At 67.2% G+C, this 14,922-nt stretch carries 12 protein-coding genes; 3 read left to right on the plus strand and 9 right to left on the minus strand.

Features of this window, described 5'->3' with window-relative positions; all coding sequences use genetic code 11:
- Nucleotides 1-32 precede the first annotated feature (32 nt).
- Both ACIP5Y_RS06255 and ACIP5Y_RS06260 read right to left on the minus strand, forming a co-directional pair.
- Nucleotides 33-1,622, minus strand: coding sequence for a glycoside hydrolase family 13 protein (locus ACIP5Y_RS06255; protein ID WP_400348057.1), 1,590 nt, complete (start codon nt 1,620-1,622; stop codon nt 33-35).
- A 132-nt stretch (nt 1,623-1,754) separates the two neighbouring features.
- Nucleotides 1,755-2,171 carry a globin gene (locus tag ACIP5Y_RS06260; RefSeq protein ID WP_400348059.1) on the minus strand — a complete coding sequence of 139 codons (417 nt, stop codon included), beginning with the start codon at nt 2,169-2,171 and terminating at the stop codon, nt 1,755-1,757.
- 237 nt (nt 2,172-2,408) lie between these two features.
- On the opposite strand from ACIP5Y_RS06260, the gene ACIP5Y_RS06265 reads away from it, so the two are divergent.
- Complete coding sequence (locus ACIP5Y_RS06265) at nt 2,409-3,149, plus strand: HNH endonuclease (RefSeq protein ID WP_400348061.1); 741 nt, start codon at nt 2,409-2,411, stop codon at nt 3,147-3,149.
- 13 nt (nt 3,150-3,162) lie between these two features.
- Here ACIP5Y_RS06265 and ACIP5Y_RS06270 read toward each other — a convergent pair whose 3' ends face one another.
- Nucleotides 3,163-3,741, minus strand: a complete 579-nt coding sequence (locus tag ACIP5Y_RS06270; protein WP_400348063.1) for a helix-turn-helix domain-containing protein — start codon at nt 3,739-3,741, stop codon at nt 3,163-3,165.
- Nucleotides 3,742-3,819: 78 nt separating this feature from the next.
- On the opposite strand from ACIP5Y_RS06270, the gene ACIP5Y_RS06275 reads away from it, so the two are divergent.
- A complete protein-coding gene (locus ACIP5Y_RS06275) occupies nt 3,820-4,734 on the plus strand; it encodes an AzlC family ABC transporter permease (RefSeq protein ID WP_400348065.1) in 915 nt (304 codons plus the stop codon).
- Nucleotides 4,682-5,044 carry an AzlD domain-containing protein gene (locus ACIP5Y_RS06280; protein WP_400348067.1) on the plus strand — a complete coding sequence of 121 codons (363 nt, stop codon included), beginning with the start codon at nt 4,682-4,684 and terminating at the stop codon, nt 5,042-5,044. The genes ACIP5Y_RS06275 and ACIP5Y_RS06280 overlap by 53 nt, the downstream gene beginning before the upstream one ends.
- Nucleotides 5,045-5,232: 188 nt before the next feature.
- On the opposite strand, the gene ACIP5Y_RS06285 is transcribed toward ACIP5Y_RS06280, so the two are convergent.
- From ACIP5Y_RS06285 to ACIP5Y_RS06310, 6 genes are all read right to left on the minus strand, one after another.
- The gene (locus ACIP5Y_RS06285; RefSeq protein ID WP_400348069.1) at nt 5,233-5,928 is read right to left on the minus strand and encodes a hypothetical protein; all 696 of its coding nucleotides are present in this window, start codon (nt 5,926-5,928) and stop codon (nt 5,233-5,235) included.
- Nucleotides 5,913-6,365: an acyl-CoA thioesterase gene (locus ACIP5Y_RS06290; RefSeq protein WP_400349167.1), complete on the minus strand. Its 453-nt coding sequence runs from the start codon at nt 6,363-6,365 to the stop codon at nt 5,913-5,915. Before ACIP5Y_RS06290 ends, ACIP5Y_RS06285 begins: the two co-directional genes overlap by 16 nt.
- A gap of 56 nt (nt 6,366-6,421) precedes the next feature.
- A complete protein-coding gene (locus ACIP5Y_RS06295; RefSeq protein WP_400348071.1) occupies nt 6,422-11,323 on the minus strand; it encodes an NAD-glutamate dehydrogenase in 4,902 nt (1,633 codons plus the stop codon).
- Nucleotides 11,324-11,721: 398 nt separating this feature from the next.
- Nucleotides 11,722-13,398 (minus strand): energy-dependent translational throttle protein EttA, encoded by a 1,677-nt coding sequence (ettA, locus tag ACIP5Y_RS06300; RefSeq protein ID WP_400348072.1) that lies wholly within the window; start codon nt 13,396-13,398, stop codon nt 11,722-11,724.
- A 10-nt stretch (nt 13,399-13,408) separates the two neighbouring features.
- A complete protein-coding gene (ssb, locus tag ACIP5Y_RS06305) occupies nt 13,409-13,855 on the minus strand; it encodes a single-stranded DNA-binding protein (RefSeq protein WP_397003662.1) in 447 nt (148 codons plus the stop codon).
- Nucleotides 13,856-13,971: 116 nt separating this feature from the next.
- On the minus strand, nt 13,972-14,916 hold the full coding sequence (locus ACIP5Y_RS06310) for a threonine/serine dehydratase (RefSeq protein WP_400349169.1): 945 nt from the start codon (nt 14,914-14,916) through the stop codon (nt 13,972-13,974).
- Nucleotides 14,917-14,922: the final 6 nt, after the last annotated feature.

The raw sequence follows: 14,922 nt of genomic DNA on the forward strand, positions 1-14,922 counted from the left end.
GGTCAGCGCGACCGTGTCGTAACAAACATCTTTCACACCAGCCAGGCCGTCGAGTTTGCCGGAAGTTTCCTCGCGGTAATCGGCGCACTCGCCAGCAGAACTTCCCCGGCGGGCAGCAGAATCGCCGAATCGGTCGCATTCAGCACGCACAGCAGCCCGCCGTCGCGCCGAAAGGCCAGGCAGCCCGGCGGACTTCCGTACCACTCCAGCCCCGGCCCCGCGAATTCCGGCCGCACCGCCCGCAATTCGATGGCCATCCGATACAGCGACAGCATGGATTCGAGCCGCTCCAACTGCTTCTCCACGGTCAACTGCGCCCACGCGGGCGGCATCGGCAGCCACGGTGTCCCCGTGGTGAATCCGAACGGCGGCCGCTCCCCCTCCCAGGGCAGCGGCACCCGGCAGCCGTCCCGCCCGCGCTGGGTGTGCCCGGACCGCTCCCACACCGGATCCCGCAGCGCGGCGTCCGGCAGGTCGTCCACGTTCGGCAGCCCCAATTCCGCACCGTTGTAGACGAATACGGCGCCCGGTAAGGCCAGCTCCAGCAGGATCATGGCCCGCGCCCGCGCCTGCCCGGTCGCGCCGCCGCCGTAGCGGGTGACCTCACGCTCGATATCGTGGTTCGAGAGCGTCCAGGTGGCGCTCGCCCCGACCGCCGCCACCGCGTGCAGCGAGTTGTCGACGGCATCGCGAATCCGGTCCACCCGGAAGGGTGTTTCGGCCAGGCGGAAGTTGAAGGCCAGGTGTAATTCGTCGGGTCGCACGTACTCGCCGAAGCGGGTGTTGTCGTCCACCCACACCTCGCCGATGGCCACCGCGTGCGGGTATTCGTCCATCACCTTGCGCAGGCGGCGGTGGATCTCGTGCACGCCCGGATTGTTGAAGCGCGGATCGTCGTCATTGTGCGAGAGCAGCCGGGTGTCGAGGCCCGCCATATCGGGCAGGCCGGCCGGTTTGGCCATGCCGTGCGCGACGTCGATGCGGAATCCGTCCACGCCGCGATCCAGCCAGAACCGCATGGTCTGCTCGAAATCGGCTGCGACCTCCGGGTTTTCCCAGTTCAGATCGGGTTGCTCCGGCGCGAAGATGTGCAGATACCACTGCCCGGGTCCACCGTCCGCCGCGCGGACGCGGGTCCACGCCGGACCGCCGAAGATGCTCGGCCAATTGTTCGGCGGCGCATCACCATTCGGCCCGCGGCCGTCCCGGAACAGATACCGCGCCCGCTCCGGACTGCCCGGCCCCGCGGCCAGCGCCGCCCGGAACCACGGATGCTGATCGCTGGTGTGATTCGGCACCAGATCCATGACGACCCGCATCCGCCGGTCGTGCGCTTCGGCAATGACCTCGTCGAGCGGCGCGATGCCCCCGAACAGCGGGTCGATATCGCGCGGGTCGGAGACGTCGTATCCGCCGTCCGCCATCGGCGACCGCATCACCGGGCAGAGCCACAGCGCATCCACCCCCAGCAGTTCCAGATAGCCGAGCTTGTCGCGCAGCCCGCCCAGATCGCCGACGCCGTCACCGTCGGAGTCCGCGAACGAGCGGGGATACACCTGGTAGAACACGGCCGATCGCCACCACGGCACCGACGGCACGGGTTCGGCGGATTCGTCTCTCACAGCCGTAGTGTGCCAAAGCACACCGACTTTCGCGTACCCGTCGGCGACACTTGTCCAGTTTCAGCAAATAGTCAGCGGACGCGGGGTGTGATCGGAAACACTGTGGGCGCGTGGGTCTTCAGCGCAAGTAATTCAGAACGGTGAGTTCATGAGCGAATTGGCGGCCATCTCCAGGTAGTCGAGCAGCTGCTTGCGGTGCGCGTCGTCGAGCTTCTCCGGCTCGATCTCCGCCACCGCGATGTGCATGGCCCGCAACCACGCGTCCCGCTCGATCGGCCCGACCTTGAACGGGTGGTGCCGCATCCGCAGCCGCGGGTGCCCGCGCTCATCGCTGTAGGTCCGCGGTCCACCCCAGTACTGCTCCAGGAACATCCGCAGCCGCCGTTCCGCCGGGCCCAGGTCCGCTTCCGGGTAGAGCGGCCGCAGCACCTCGTCCTGCGCCACCTCCCGGTAGAACGCGGCCACGATTCGGCGGAAGGTCTCCGCCCCGCCGACGGCCTCGTAGAACGAAACCGCAGTCTGCTGCTCACCCGAAGTCACGTCCACCATTCTGCCCACTCCCGCCGGCGGCGGCCCGGGACAGGGTGTCCTACCCCACTCGACAAGACCGTTTTACGGCTCTGACGGGCGTAAACGGGCTTCCGCCCCGATGGTTACGGGCTGTTCATCCGAATGTGCCCGACAATGTGTCGAAAGAGATGGCAATGTGCGCGATTCCATGGTCAACTGGGTGGCAGTCTGCCGAGATACCACACAATCGGACGAATACGAATTCGGGGTATACCCATGAAGCAGCGGCACAGCGCCAGGCACGAGGCGCGGACACACCGACAACTCCAGCCCGCCGACGTCCACAATCGTGGGTCGGGGGCTACTCCGCTGCATGTAGTACTGTCCGAGCCTTATCCCGAGCATTCTCATGCGGGCACTCATCCCGAGCCTGCCCATCCGGGCGCGCATCATGACCATCCTGCTGCGCATCATTCGCCCGAGCCTCCCGTTGTTTCCAGCTGGGCCAAACGCCGCGTCCTGCTGTTGAACGCCACGTACGAACCGCTGACCGCGCTCTCCGCGCGTCGCGCCATCGTGCTGCTGATCTGCGACAAGGCCGATACGGTCCACGACAATCCGGAAGGCCCGGTGGTGCATTCCGCCGGCACCGCGGTGTCGTTGCCCTCGGTCATCCGATTGCGCAATTACGTGCGTGTCCCCTACCGCGCTCGCGTGCCGTTGACCCGCGCCGCGCTCATGCACCGGGACCGGTACCGCTGCGCCTTCTGTGGCGGCAAGGCCGAGACCATCGACCACGTGATCCCGCGCAGCCGCGGCGGCGCGCATTCGTGGGAGAACTGCGTGGCCTCGTGCGCGCCCTGCAACCACCGCAAGGCCGACAAACTGCTCAGCGAACTGGGCTGGACCCTGCATCACCCGATGGAGGCGCCCAAGGGCCCGCATTGGCGGCTGCTGACGGCCAGTTCGGAACTGGATCCGACATGGCTGCAGTACCTCGGCGAGGGTGCCGCGTAGATCTTCTTGCGCGTCAAGAGGATTCGAGCACCATGGTGGCCCAGGTGCCCGGTTCCAGAGCTTGGAACAGGTGCGGCAGGTCGCCGGGATAGGCGATGTAGTCGCCGGGTCCGAGTTCCTCCGGGGCATCGGACAGGCCGACCAGTGCGCGCCCGGCGCAGAGCACCACGTGTTCCATGACGCCGTGCATATGCGGTTCGGAGCGGCGGGCCTCGCCCGGCTCGGCGGCGATGCGGTAGAAGTCGCGGCGGACATTGGGCGGGGACGCCGAGAGCAGGATGGTCCGGTAGTCGGCGTGCTCGGAGACCACCGCCGGGCCCTCGCCCGCGCGGATCACCTGAACGCGGGGGCGCGGCGGATCGAACAGGCGTGAGAACGGGATCTCGAGGGCGACGCACAGCGCCCACAGGGTTTCCAGGCTGGGATTGCCGCTGCCGGATTCCAGTTGGGAGAGCGTCGATTTCGCGATGCCGGCGCGCTTGGCCACTTCGGTGAGCGAGATTCCGGAGCGGGCGCGTTCGCGCCGCAGGGCGGCGGCGATGGTCTCCTGCGGGGTGGTGGGCGCGGGCGGCATGTCGTCGTGGGCAGTCATGATCGCTCCAGACGGTACCGCGCCGGGGCCTGAAATGACCCTTTGACGGACAGGGCTGTTTCGTTCACTATAGACAACATGCGTTCGATATGGCGAACACTGGATCGGGGTGTGCTGACCGGTATCGCGGCGATCTGCCTGGCAGTCGCCATTATCGGGGTGTCCTACGGCGCCACCGCCGTCACCTCCGGCTTCCCCACCTGGCTGCCCATGCTCATGAGCGTGGCCGTGGTCGCGGGCGGCTCCGAGTTCGTCTTCCTCGGCATCCTCACCGCCGGCGGCAGCCTGATCGCCGCCGTCCTGGCCGGCCTGCTGGTGAACGCCCGCCACGTCCCCTACGGCCTGTCCGTCCCCGACGTGGTCGGCACCGGCTGGCGCCGCCTCCTCGGCACCCACGTCATGAACGACGAATCCGTCGCCATGGCCCTGTCCCAGCCCGACCGCGAACGCCGCCGCGCCGCCTACTGGCTCTGCGGCCTCGCGGTCGTGGCCGCCTGGCCCATCGGCGCGGCGATCGGCGCGGAACTGGGCTCGATAGTCCCCAACCCCAATGCCTTCGGCCTCGACGCCGTCTTCCCCGCTGTCTTGATCTCCTTGGTCCTCCCGGCCCTCCGCGATCCCGCCACGCGGACAGCGGCTCTGGCGGGCGCGGCAGTGGCCGCCCTGGCCACGCCCTTCCTCGGCGCGGGCATCCCGGTTCTGCTCGCGCTGACGGCCGTACTGCTGGTCGTGCGCCGCGCGGGCAAAACCGCGGAGGCAGAGGCGGATTCGAGTGCGGATCCCGAGCCCGCATCCGCCATGCCCGATACCGCTGCCACTGCTGGCGCCGGCAGTGCCGTCTCTCTGGATCGCAGCAGAAGCTCGCGTGGTGACATCGCCATCTCCGGCAAGGACAGCTCCGCTGCCGACTCCGGCGGGACCGCCGCGGACGGGATGGACGATGCGGCCGGGTTCGCACGAGCCGCGACAGCATCGGCGGGTTTCGGTGGGTAGCACGCTGCTGGCGGGGGCGATCGCACTCGCGGTGGGCACCTTCGCATTCCGGTTCGCGGGCCCGGCCCTGCGCAAGCGGGTGACCATCTCACCGCGGACGGTGAAGCTCCTGGAGATCGCGTCCGTTGTGCTGTTGACGGCCCTGGCGGTCACCACCCTCATGCCCTCCGGTAAGGGCAACTTCGGATTCGCCCTGCCCGCAGGCGTTCTCGTCGCAGCGGTGCTGGCCTGGCGCAAAGCCCCGCTGATCGTCGTTATCCTCTCCGCGGCAGTCATCACCGCCGGCCTGCGTCTGCTCGGCCTGCACTGACACCGCCAGCGATACTGATCCAACGGCGACACGGAATCGACCACTCTGGCCGGCGGATTCACTCCCGCCGGGCCGCAGCCCACTCGGCCGCCCGGGTCATCGAATCTCTGCTCGCAGGTTGTTCGGCGGACCGGGTCGGCGGAGATCCGCAGGCCGGCACGACCTTCCAGCGATCGGTGACCGGCAGGTCAGCTGGTGAGCAGAGGCATACCCGTACCGCGGCGGCGGGCTACCGAGCCGTAACGGGCGTCCAGGCGGAGCCAGGTGCGGGCGGCTCGGACTCGGACTATCTCGTCGACGGAGATGCGCCGGGAGTCGGTCTTGTCGCCGCCGTGGGGGATGAAATCCATGGCGGCCAAGGCGAAGACCACTCGCATGGGGACTTCCACCTTTTCGCCGCTGCCGGAGACGGTGAGGACCGTCTGGTCCAGCAGGGAGGCGGGTGGGCCGTGGCTACTGCCGTGCTCCTGGGCCAATTGCGCGCCGCGCTCGGCCAATTCGACGAGCATGCGGGCGGGGACGTCGTCGATGTGGACGAATCCCGATTCGGGTGGCAGGGCGGTGCGCCAGGCGGAGTCCATGGCGAAGCCCAGGTCCAGCGGGTTGCCGGAGTCGGGGCCGTGCAGGCCCGCCAGAATGGTGTCGCCGCCCACGGTCACATCGTCCATGCCGAGTTCCGCGACCACGGTACGCACCGCCAGCGCCTCGAATCCGGTTGCGGCCCAGGCCGAGACGTAGCGGTCCCCGCGGCGGCGCAGCCGGATCACCGAGGCGGGATCCAGCCGCACCGCGTGCGAGATGAAGGCGGCGAGGTTTTCGCGTTCCGCTGGGTCGGGAACGTGCAGCGTGAGTTGTCCCGAGCCCACTGTCAGTCGGCCAGCCACTGCGCCAGGTAGTCGCGTTCCTCGGTGCGGAGCCGCCGTAGTCGCTGCGTATCGATATCGAAGGCAGCGAGCTGCGTGGAGGCCACTACGGCGGGCGGGGAGTCCGGCGGAGACCCGGCCGCGCGCACCTCGTAACCGACCGTGAAGTCCACCGCGCGCAGCCGCTGGATCCACATGGACACGTCCAGCGGCGAATCCTCGTGCCGCAACTGGCCCTTGTACTGCACGTGCAGGTCGGCCAGCACGCAGCCGGACCGCAGCTTGACCGTGGGCCGTTCGGCGAGGAACAGCCACGGAATGCGGGCCTCTTCCAGCAGGGTCACCATGCGCGCATGGTTGATGTGCTGGAAGGCGTCCATATCGGACCAGCGCACCTCGACCTTCGTGTGGAAGCGCGGTGGCTCGGTGGGGAGGACCCCCGCGGAGGCCGTGGACACGGCCTCCCCCGAGCTCGGCGCACTCTTGCCATGGCCGTTCAGCGAACCGACACTCGTCAACGCGGTACCTCCGATTGCGCACCCACCCCGCTCACCATGCTGCGCACCTGCCGCGCCGCAACCGACAGCGTGGCCAGGTCGTGGGTTCCGGATTCGAACAGTTCCGAGAGTGCCGCGCGGGCGCGACCCAGCCGGGACTGGTTTTTCGACTCCCAGTATGCAATTTTCTCTTCGGCCGTCTCTTCCGGGTCGCCGGCGGAGAGCACGTCGAGGGTGAGCGAGCGCAGCGACCCGTACATGTCGTCTCGTAAAGCCAGCCGGGCCAGTGCGTGCCAGCGGTCGCCGCGTTCCAGGTGGCTGACCGCCTGCAACAGCCAGTCGATCTTGAGGTGATCGTTGAGCGCGTAGTACAGCGCGCCGACCTCTTCACCGCTGCGATCGGTGATGTCCGCGATATCGAGCACATCGAGCAACGGGAACAGGTTGAGCAGCCCGAAGACCTCGGTGGCCAGTTCCGACGGCGCACCCTGATCGATGATGGCCTGCGACTGCTCGTTCAGCGTGTCGATGTGATGCCCACGCAGCCAGCCCGGCACCCGCGGCGACAGCGTCCGCACGCCCTGTGCGTAGCGGTGGATCTCCGCGCCGACCGCGATCGGCTGCGGCCGGTTGTTGAGCAGCCAGCGCGAGGCGCGGTCCAGCGTGCGCTTGGTCTCCAGCTCCAGGGCGTCCTTCATGCCGGTGGAGACCTCGGCCTCGCGGATGCGGTGCCACACCGAATGCAGGTCGAAGATCTGGGTCGCGGCGGTGAAGGCGCGCACCGAATCCGAGGCGGAGGCCCCGATCTCCTCACCCAGCCGGAAGGCGTAGGTGATGCCGCCCAGATCCACCATCTCGTTGATGAGCATGGTGGTGGTGATCTCGCGGCGCAGCCGGTGCCGTTTGATGGCGGCGGCGAAGCGAGTGCGCAGCGGGGTCGGGAAGTACTGCGGCAGCCCGGCGGCGAAGTAGGTGCTGTCGGGCAGATCGCTGGCCAGCAGGTCCGCCTTGAGCGAAAGCTTCACGTGCGCCATGAGATTCGACAGTTCCGGCGAGGTGAGGCCGGTGCCCTGCTCCGAGCGCAGCTTCATCTGGGCGTCGGTGGGCAGTGCTTCCAGTTCCCGGTCCAGGCCGCGCTTGTCCTCCATCTCTTCGATGAGGCGCTTGTGCACATTGAGCATGCGCGGGGCTTCGGCCCGCGACATACCCATGAGGTAGTTCTGGGACACGTTGTCCGCCAGCACGAGTGCCGAGACCTCATCGGTCATGGCGGCCAGCAAGGGGTTGCGTTCGGCTTCGGGCAGTTCGCCGTTGGAGACGACGCCGTCGAGCAGAACCTTGATATTGACCTCGTGGTCGGAGCAGTCCACGCCCGCCGAGTTGTCGAGGGCATCGGTGTTCATCTTGCCGCCGTGGCGGCAGAACTCGATGCGGCCCAGTGCGGTGGCGCCCAGATTGCCGCCCTCACCGATCACGGTGACCCGCAATTCGTTCGCGTTCACCCGCACCGCGTCATTGGACTTGTCGCCCACTTCGGCATTGGTCTCGGTACTAGCCTTGATGTAGGTGCCGATACCGCCGTTCCACAGCAACTGCACCGGCGATTTCAGGATCGCCCGGATCAGCTCCGGCGGGGACAGCGCGGTGATCTCGTCGGCCAAACCCAATGCGGCCCGGACCTGTTCACTGACCGGCACCGATTTCACGGTGCGGTCATAGACACCGCCGCCGGCACTGATGACGTCGCGGTTGTAATCCGCCCACGACGAGCGCGGCAGCGCGAACATGCGCTCACGTTCGGCGAAGGAGGCTGCCGCGTCCGGGGTCGGATCCAGGAAGATGTGCCGGTGGTCGAACGCGGCCACCAGGCGGATGTGCCGCGACAGCAGCATGCCGTTGCCGAACACGTCACCGCTCATATCACCGACACCGACGACGGTGAAGTCCTGCGACTGGGTGTCGATGTCCATCTCGGCGAAATGCCGCTTCACGCTCTCCCAGGCGCCCTTGGCGGTGATACCCATCGCCTTGTGGTCATAGCCCGCCGAACCACCCGAGGCGAAGGCGTCACCGAGCCAGAAACCATAAGAGTTCGCCACATCATTGGCGATATCGGAGAAGGTCGCGGTGCCCTTGTCCGCGGCGACCACCAGATAGGTGTCGTCACTGTCGCGGCGCAGCACCCGTTCCGGCGGAATGACCTCACCGCTGACCCGATCCACATTGTCGGTGACATCGAGCAGACCCGAGATGAAGGTGCGGTAGCAGGTGACGCCCTCGGTCTGCAGCGCCTGGCGATCGGTGACCGGATCCGTGGTGGCGGCGGGCGGCTGCTTCACCACGAAACCGCCCTTGGCACCGACCGGGACGATGACGGCGTTCTTGACCGCCTGCGCCTTCACCAGGCCCAGGATCTCGGTGCGGAAGTCCTCCAAGCGATCCGACCAGCGCAACCCGCCACGCGCGACGGGACCGAAACGCAGGTGCACACCCTCGACCCGCGGCGAGTACACCCAGATCTCGAATTGCGGCCTCGGCTTGGGCAATTCGGTGATCTCCTGCGGTTCCACCTTGAACGACAGGTAATCCCGGGAGCGCCCCTCGGCATCGGTGACGTAGTAGTTGGTGCGCAGGGTGGCCTTGATCAGGCCGAGGATGGCGCGCAGGATGCGGTCGGCATCCAGGCTGACCACATCATCGATGCGGTGCCGTACCGCGCCCTCGAGCTCACGGGCATGCTCGGGGTTGGCCGAATCCGGATCGAAGAGCGCGACGAACAGGTCGACGAACATGCTGGACACGTCGGGGTAGGCGAGCAGCACCCGGGTGATGGCGGCCTGGCTGTAGGGGAATCCGGCCTGCTGCAGGTACTTCGAGTAGGCCCGCAGGATGGAGACGGTGCGCCAGTTCAGGCCGGCGCGCAGTACCAGTTCGTTGAGGCCGTCGGCTTCGGCGCGGCCGAACCAGAGCGCCTCGAAGGCATCGGTGAAGCGTTCCCGCAGTCCACGCACCTGGGCGTCGAGCGCGTCCAGGCGGCCCGCCGATTCCACGAGTTCGGCGTCCAGATTGCGGTCCAGCGCGCTGCGCAGCAGGTCGGGCCGGGCCAGCAGGCCGAAGTCGTAGATCCATTGCCGGAGGCCGTGTTCCAGCTCCACCTCGTGCGGCCGCTCGTCGACGACCTCGACGCCGAGGCTCTGCAGTACGGGCAGCACCTGGCTCAGGGAGATGCCGGCGCCGCCGATGTAGAGGGTGAAGCGCCAGGTGCCGGGGGTGGAATCGGCATTGCGGTACAGGTATTGGTCGATGCTGCCGTCCGGGAGCGCCTGCAACCGGACGATGTCGTCGAGGGCGCGGCAGGCCTCGAAGTCCTCCTTGTAGCTCTCCGGCAGTCCCGCGACATAGCGTTCCAGCACAACGGGATCCAGGGTGCTGGAGTTGGCGGCCTCGTCGCGGAGGTGGTCGTCCCAGGTGCGGCTGGCCTCGGCGAGCAGCCGCTGGATGCGCAACCGGTTGCTCTCCGAGGTGTCGGCGACGCTGCCGTGATCGGGCAGGCGCACCGTGAAATACACGCTGGCGAGATCACTTTCGGACACTCGGGCCGAATAGTCGATGGACGCACCGCCGAGCTCGCGCACCAGGATGTCCTGCATCTCCAGGCGGACCCGCGTGGTGTAGCGGTCGCGCGGCAGGTAGACCATGCAGGCTGCGAAGCGGCCGTAGCCGTCCATGCGCATGAACAGCCGGACCTGGCGGCGCATACCGACATTCAGGACGGCACTGGCGGTGCGGCGCAAGGTGTCTCCGTCGGAGGAGAACAACTCGGTGCGCGGGAAGGACTGGATGACCTCGAGCATCTCCTGGCCGGAGAAGGACTCCAGGTCGAAACCGCTGGCCTCGATGATGGATCGCACCCGGCGTTCGATGACCGGGATGTCGAGCACGTTCTCGTGCAACGCGGTGACGGTGAAGACGCCGATGAACAGGTGTTCACCTGTGACAGCGCCGGTTTCGTCGAAATCGGCCACGCCGACGAAGTAGGGGTAGACCGCGCGGTGCACGGTCGCCGGGACCAGGCCCTGGGTGAGCATGAGCAGCGACTGGTCCCCGCTGTTGTCGGGTACGCGGAAGTCGGTGCCGTCCGGCGAGCCGAGCACGCCGAGGCTGGTGCCGGGCACCATGACCGACTTGGCCTGTCCGTCGACGGTGGTGCGTTCGTAGCGCGCGTAGCCGAGGACGGTGAAGTGACCGTCCGCGAGCCAGCGCAGCAGATTGGCACAATCGGCGAGATCGGTTGCGCCGAAGGGGGTGATGCCCTTGTCCGCGATGGTGTCCAGCTCGTCGGCGACCCGGCCCTGGGTCTCGCGCATGGCCTCGGTGTCACCCATGACCTGGCGGACATCGGTGAGCACATCGGGCAGTGCGGCGGCGGCGCGCTCCAATTGCTCGGCGCTGGTGGACGGATGCAGCTGCACATGCATCCAGGACTCGCGCAGCCCGGTGGCGCCGTTACCGTCGACCTCGTGTGGCACAGCGGTTTCCAGGCGGCCGGCGGCATCGCGGGTCACCTCGAAGATGGGGTGCACGATTTCGCTGACGCTGATGCCCAGCCGGCTGAGCGAGGAGGTGACCGACTCCACCAGTAGTGGCATGTCGTCGGTGACCATCTGGACGGCGACGCCGAGTTGCGCGTCGTCATCGGCATGATGCACCCGGACCACGGCCGTGCCGGGCGTGCGCTGCATGGCGAGATCCACGTGACAGCGGAAAATATGGGTGGAGGTGGTCGGGATCGCGCAGTCCGCGTCCCCCGCATCCACGTGTCGGAAATACGCCTCTTCGAGCGAGACCAGATTGCCACGCAGAGACGCGGGCAAACTCGCAGCCCACGCGGCACTGGACAACTCGGACGAGACCGTCATTTCGCCAACTCCCTCGGATTCGGTTCCGTAACAAAGTGACGCCGGCTCCGAGAGTAGCTGGACGCCCGATGCAGCGGGCTGAATTCCTCCCAATGCTGTAACGCGTCTCACAATACGGACAAACCGGACGGTATCGCCCGTGTCGGGTCTGCCCGAAATCGCCAGGTCGGGGACGACAAACCTTGCACCAAAACGGATTTCACACATAAATGCATACGCGAAACTGCCAAGTTCGCTGCTCGATAGCCGTTCACCTGGCATGCCGCAACGCGCCACCTGGCAAACCGCAAGCCATCCAGCAAACAACTCTCAGCTTGCCTGGCGATGACACCTCCGTCACCACCAGCCCTCCCCATCGGGCTCTCAGGGGTTATCCCTGAGAGCCCAAGGGAGTTCGGTTAACCGCGGGTGAGCTTGCGGTGGGTGACCCGGTGCGGGCGGGCCGCTTCCGGACCCATGCGCTCGATCTTGTTGGCCTCATAGGCTTCGAAGTTGCCCTCGAACCAGAACCATGCGGCCTCGTTATCGTCGTTGCCCTCCCACGCCAGGATGTGGGTACAGGTGCGGTCCAGGAACCACCGGTCGTGGGAGATGACCACCGAGCACCCGGCGAAGTTCTCCAGGGCGTTCTCCAGCGAGCCCAGGGTCTCGACGTCGAGGTCGTTGGTGGGCTCGTCGAGCAGGATCAGGTTTCCGCCCTGCTTGAGGGTCATGGCCAGGTTCAGGCGGTTGCGCTCACCACCGGAGAGCACCCCGGCCGGCTTCTGCTGGTCCGGGCCCTTGAACCCGAACGCGGAAACGTAAGCGCGGGAAGGCATTTCCTGGCTGCCGACCTGGATGAAGTCCAGGCCGTCGGAAACCGTCTGCCACACCGTCTTGTTCGGGTCGATACCGGCGCGGTTCTGGTCGACGTAGCTCAGCTTGACGGTGTCACCGACGCGCACCGAGCCGCTGTCCGCGTTCTCCAGGCCGACGATCGTCTTGAACAGCGTCGACTTACCGACACCGTTCGGGCCGATGACGCCGACAATGCCGTTGCGCGGCAGCGTGAACGACAGGTCCTTGATGAGCTGCCGGTCGCCGAAGCCCTTGTCCAGGTGCTCGACCTCGACCACCACATTGCCCAGGCGCGGGCCGGCCGGAATCTGGATCTCCTCGAAATCCAACTTCCGCATCTTCTCGGCCTCCGCGGCCATTTCCTCGTAGCGGCCGAGGCGGGCCTTGTTCTTGGCTTGCCGGGCCTTGGCGCCGGAGCGGACCCAGGCCAGCTCCTCCTTGAGGCGCTTCTGCAGCTTCTGGTCCTTCTTGCCCTGGACCTCGAGCCGCTCGGCCTTCTTCTCCAGGTAGGTGGAGTAGTTGCCCTCGTACGGGTAGGTGCGGCCGCGGTCCAGCTCGAGGATCCATTCCGCGACATTGTCGAGGAAGTACCGGTCGTGGGTGACGGCCAGCACCGCGCCCGCGTACTGGGCGAGGAACTGCTCGAGCCACAGCACGGACTCGGCGTCGAGGTGGTTGGTGGGCTCGTCGAGCAGCAGCAGGTCGGGCTTGCTCAGCAGCAGCTTGCACAGCGCGACGCGGCGGCGCTCACCACCGGACAGGTTGACGACCGGCTCCTCGGGCGGCGGGCATCGCAGCGCGTCCATGGCCTGCTCCAGCTGGGAGTCGATGTCCCACGCGTCGGCGTGGTCCAGGTCCTCCTGCAGCTTGCCCATTTCTTCCATGAGCTCGTCGGAGTAGTCGGTGGCCATGAGCTCGGCGATCTCGTTGAAGCGGTCCAGCTTCACCTTGATCTCGCCGAGGCCCTCCTCGACATTGCCGCGGACGGTCTTCTCTTCGTTGAGGGCCGGCTCCTGCATCAGGATGCCGACCGTCGCGCCGGGCGCCAGCCAGGCATCACCGTTGTTCGGCTGGTCCAGTCCCGCCATGATCTTCAGCACGCTCGACTTACCGGCGCCGTTCGGACCGACGACACCGATCTTGGCGCCGGGGAGGAAGTTCAGGGTCACATTGTCGAGTACGACCTTGTCGCCATGAGCTTTGCGAACCCCTCGCATTTGGTAGATGAACTCAGCCATATGGGCAAGCCTAACTGTGTTGTGTTGCCGGTTCTCCGGCAGTATCGGTATCGGGTTCCGCCTGTGGAACGGGGTCCGGCCGGTCGCTGCGTCCAAAGTGTTTGCGCAGCACGGGAGCCGTGCAACGGGCCAGATCAGGGCCGAGCGCCAGCGCTCGCATCTCCAGGTCGCAGCGCTCCACACCGTCCCGTGTCGTGTACTCGTTGGTGCGCAGCTGACCGTAGACGATGACCGGGTCGCCCCGCTGCAGAGACTGTTCGGCGCCTTCCACGAGCCGGCGCCAGCAGTTCACTGTCAGATACAACGTACCGCTGTCCACCCAATCCCCGGTGGGTTGATCGAATCGGCGGGACGTACTGGCGAGCCGGAACGAGATCACCGACTCGCCGTTCGGCAGCGCTCGCCGGGTCGGATGCGTGACAACCCGCCCTATCAATGCCAGGTTCGCTTCGTACACCGTTCTCCCCCTTGCTGTTTCGGCCGATACGATTGGTCCCTTCAAGCTTGGACCGCCCGGACGGCGCGCAACAGCCACAGCTGGGTGAATGTGGATAACTTCCGCGTTGTGAACAGCTACAGAGTCGCAACGTCGGTGTTCGCGCCGCACAGCACGACCACCGGCCGCTCTCCCGCCACCGGCACATATGCGCCGCTCTGAATGGCGGCCACGGCCGTCGCGCCCGCCGGTTCCACCACCAGACGGAATTCCCGCCACAGATGCTCCCGCGCCATCACGATCGCATCGTCGCTGACCAGCGCCGAACGCACCGCATACCGCTGCGACACCTCCATCGCGATCTCTCCGATGCGATTGGCGCCCAACGAATCCGAGGCCACACTGTCGACCTCCACATCGACCGGCCGCCCGGCGGCCAGCGCCGCGTGCAGCGTCCCCGCCCCCTCGGGTTCGACGCCGATCACCCGCCCGCGCAGTCCCAGCGCCACCGCGATACCCGCGACCAGTCCCCCGCCCCCGACCGCGGCGAGCACCGGCGGCCGCCCGCGCACCTGATCCTCGATCTCCAGCCCCACCACGCCCGCACCGGCCACTATGGCCGGCAGGTCGTAGGCGTGCAGCCGCATGGCCCCGCGCTGAACCGCGAGTTCGGTGGCGTACTGATGCGCCTCGGCGTAAGTCGTTCCGTGCCAGAGGACTTCGGCGCCGTGCGACCACATGGCCGCGACCTTGGTGTGCGACGCCGATTCCGGCACCACCACCGTGCACGACAGCCCGCGCACCGCACACGCGAGTGCCGCTGCGATCCCGGCATTTCCGGCGGAGGCCAGCACCACACTGCGCGTCCCCGCGGGCGCCTGCAGCAAGGCGTTGAGGCAGCCGCGAACCTTGAAGGTGCCGCCGTGCTGCAAATGTTCGAGTTTCAGCGTGACCGGCACGGGACCGCGCGGCCCCAGCACGTCGGTGTGGAAGACGGGGGTCTTGCGTACGTGACCGCGCAGCAGGCGGCGGGCCTGACGGACATCGGAGCGGTAGAGCCGCTTGATCCTCCGGGTCGCCATGGCGAC

The sequence above is a fragment of the Nocardia sp. NPDC088792 genome (assembly GCF_044750615.1).
In the GTDB taxonomy this organism is placed as follows: domain Bacteria; phylum Actinomycetota; class Actinomycetes; order Mycobacteriales; family Mycobacteriaceae; genus Nocardia.

What these genes read in the sequence shown, in the direction of transcription:
- ACIP5Y_RS06260 (WP_400348059.1), bottom strand. Translation starts at nt 2,171, where the DNA reads ATGGTGGACGTGACTTCGGGTGAGCAGCAGACTGCGGTTTCGTTCTAC.
- ACIP5Y_RS06265 (WP_400348061.1), top strand. Translation starts at nt 2,409, where the DNA reads ATGAAGCAGCGGCACAGCGCCAGGCACGAGGCGCGGACACACCGACAA.
- ACIP5Y_RS06270 (WP_400348063.1), bottom strand. Translation starts at nt 3,741, where the DNA reads ATGACTGCCCACGACGACATGCCGCCCGCGCCCACCACCCCGCAGGAG.
- ACIP5Y_RS06275 (WP_400348065.1), top strand. Translation starts at nt 3,820, where the DNA reads ATGCGTTCGATATGGCGAACACTGGATCGGGGTGTGCTGACCGGTATC.
- ACIP5Y_RS06280 (WP_400348067.1), top strand. Translation starts at nt 4,682, where the DNA reads ATGCGGCCGGGTTCGCACGAGCCGCGACAGCATCGGCGGGTTTCGGTG.
- ACIP5Y_RS06295 (WP_400348071.1), bottom strand. Translation starts at nt 11,323, where the DNA reads ATGACGGTCTCGTCCGAGTTGTCCAGTGCCGCGTGGGCTGCGAGTTTG.
- ettA (WP_400348072.1), bottom strand. Translation starts at nt 13,398, where the DNA reads ATGGCTGAGTTCATCTACCAAATGCGAGGGGTTCGCAAAGCTCATGGC.
- ACIP5Y_RS06310 (WP_400349169.1), bottom strand. Translation starts at nt 14,916, where the DNA reads ATGGCGACCCGGAGGATCAAGCGGCTCTACCGCTCCGATGTCCGTCAG.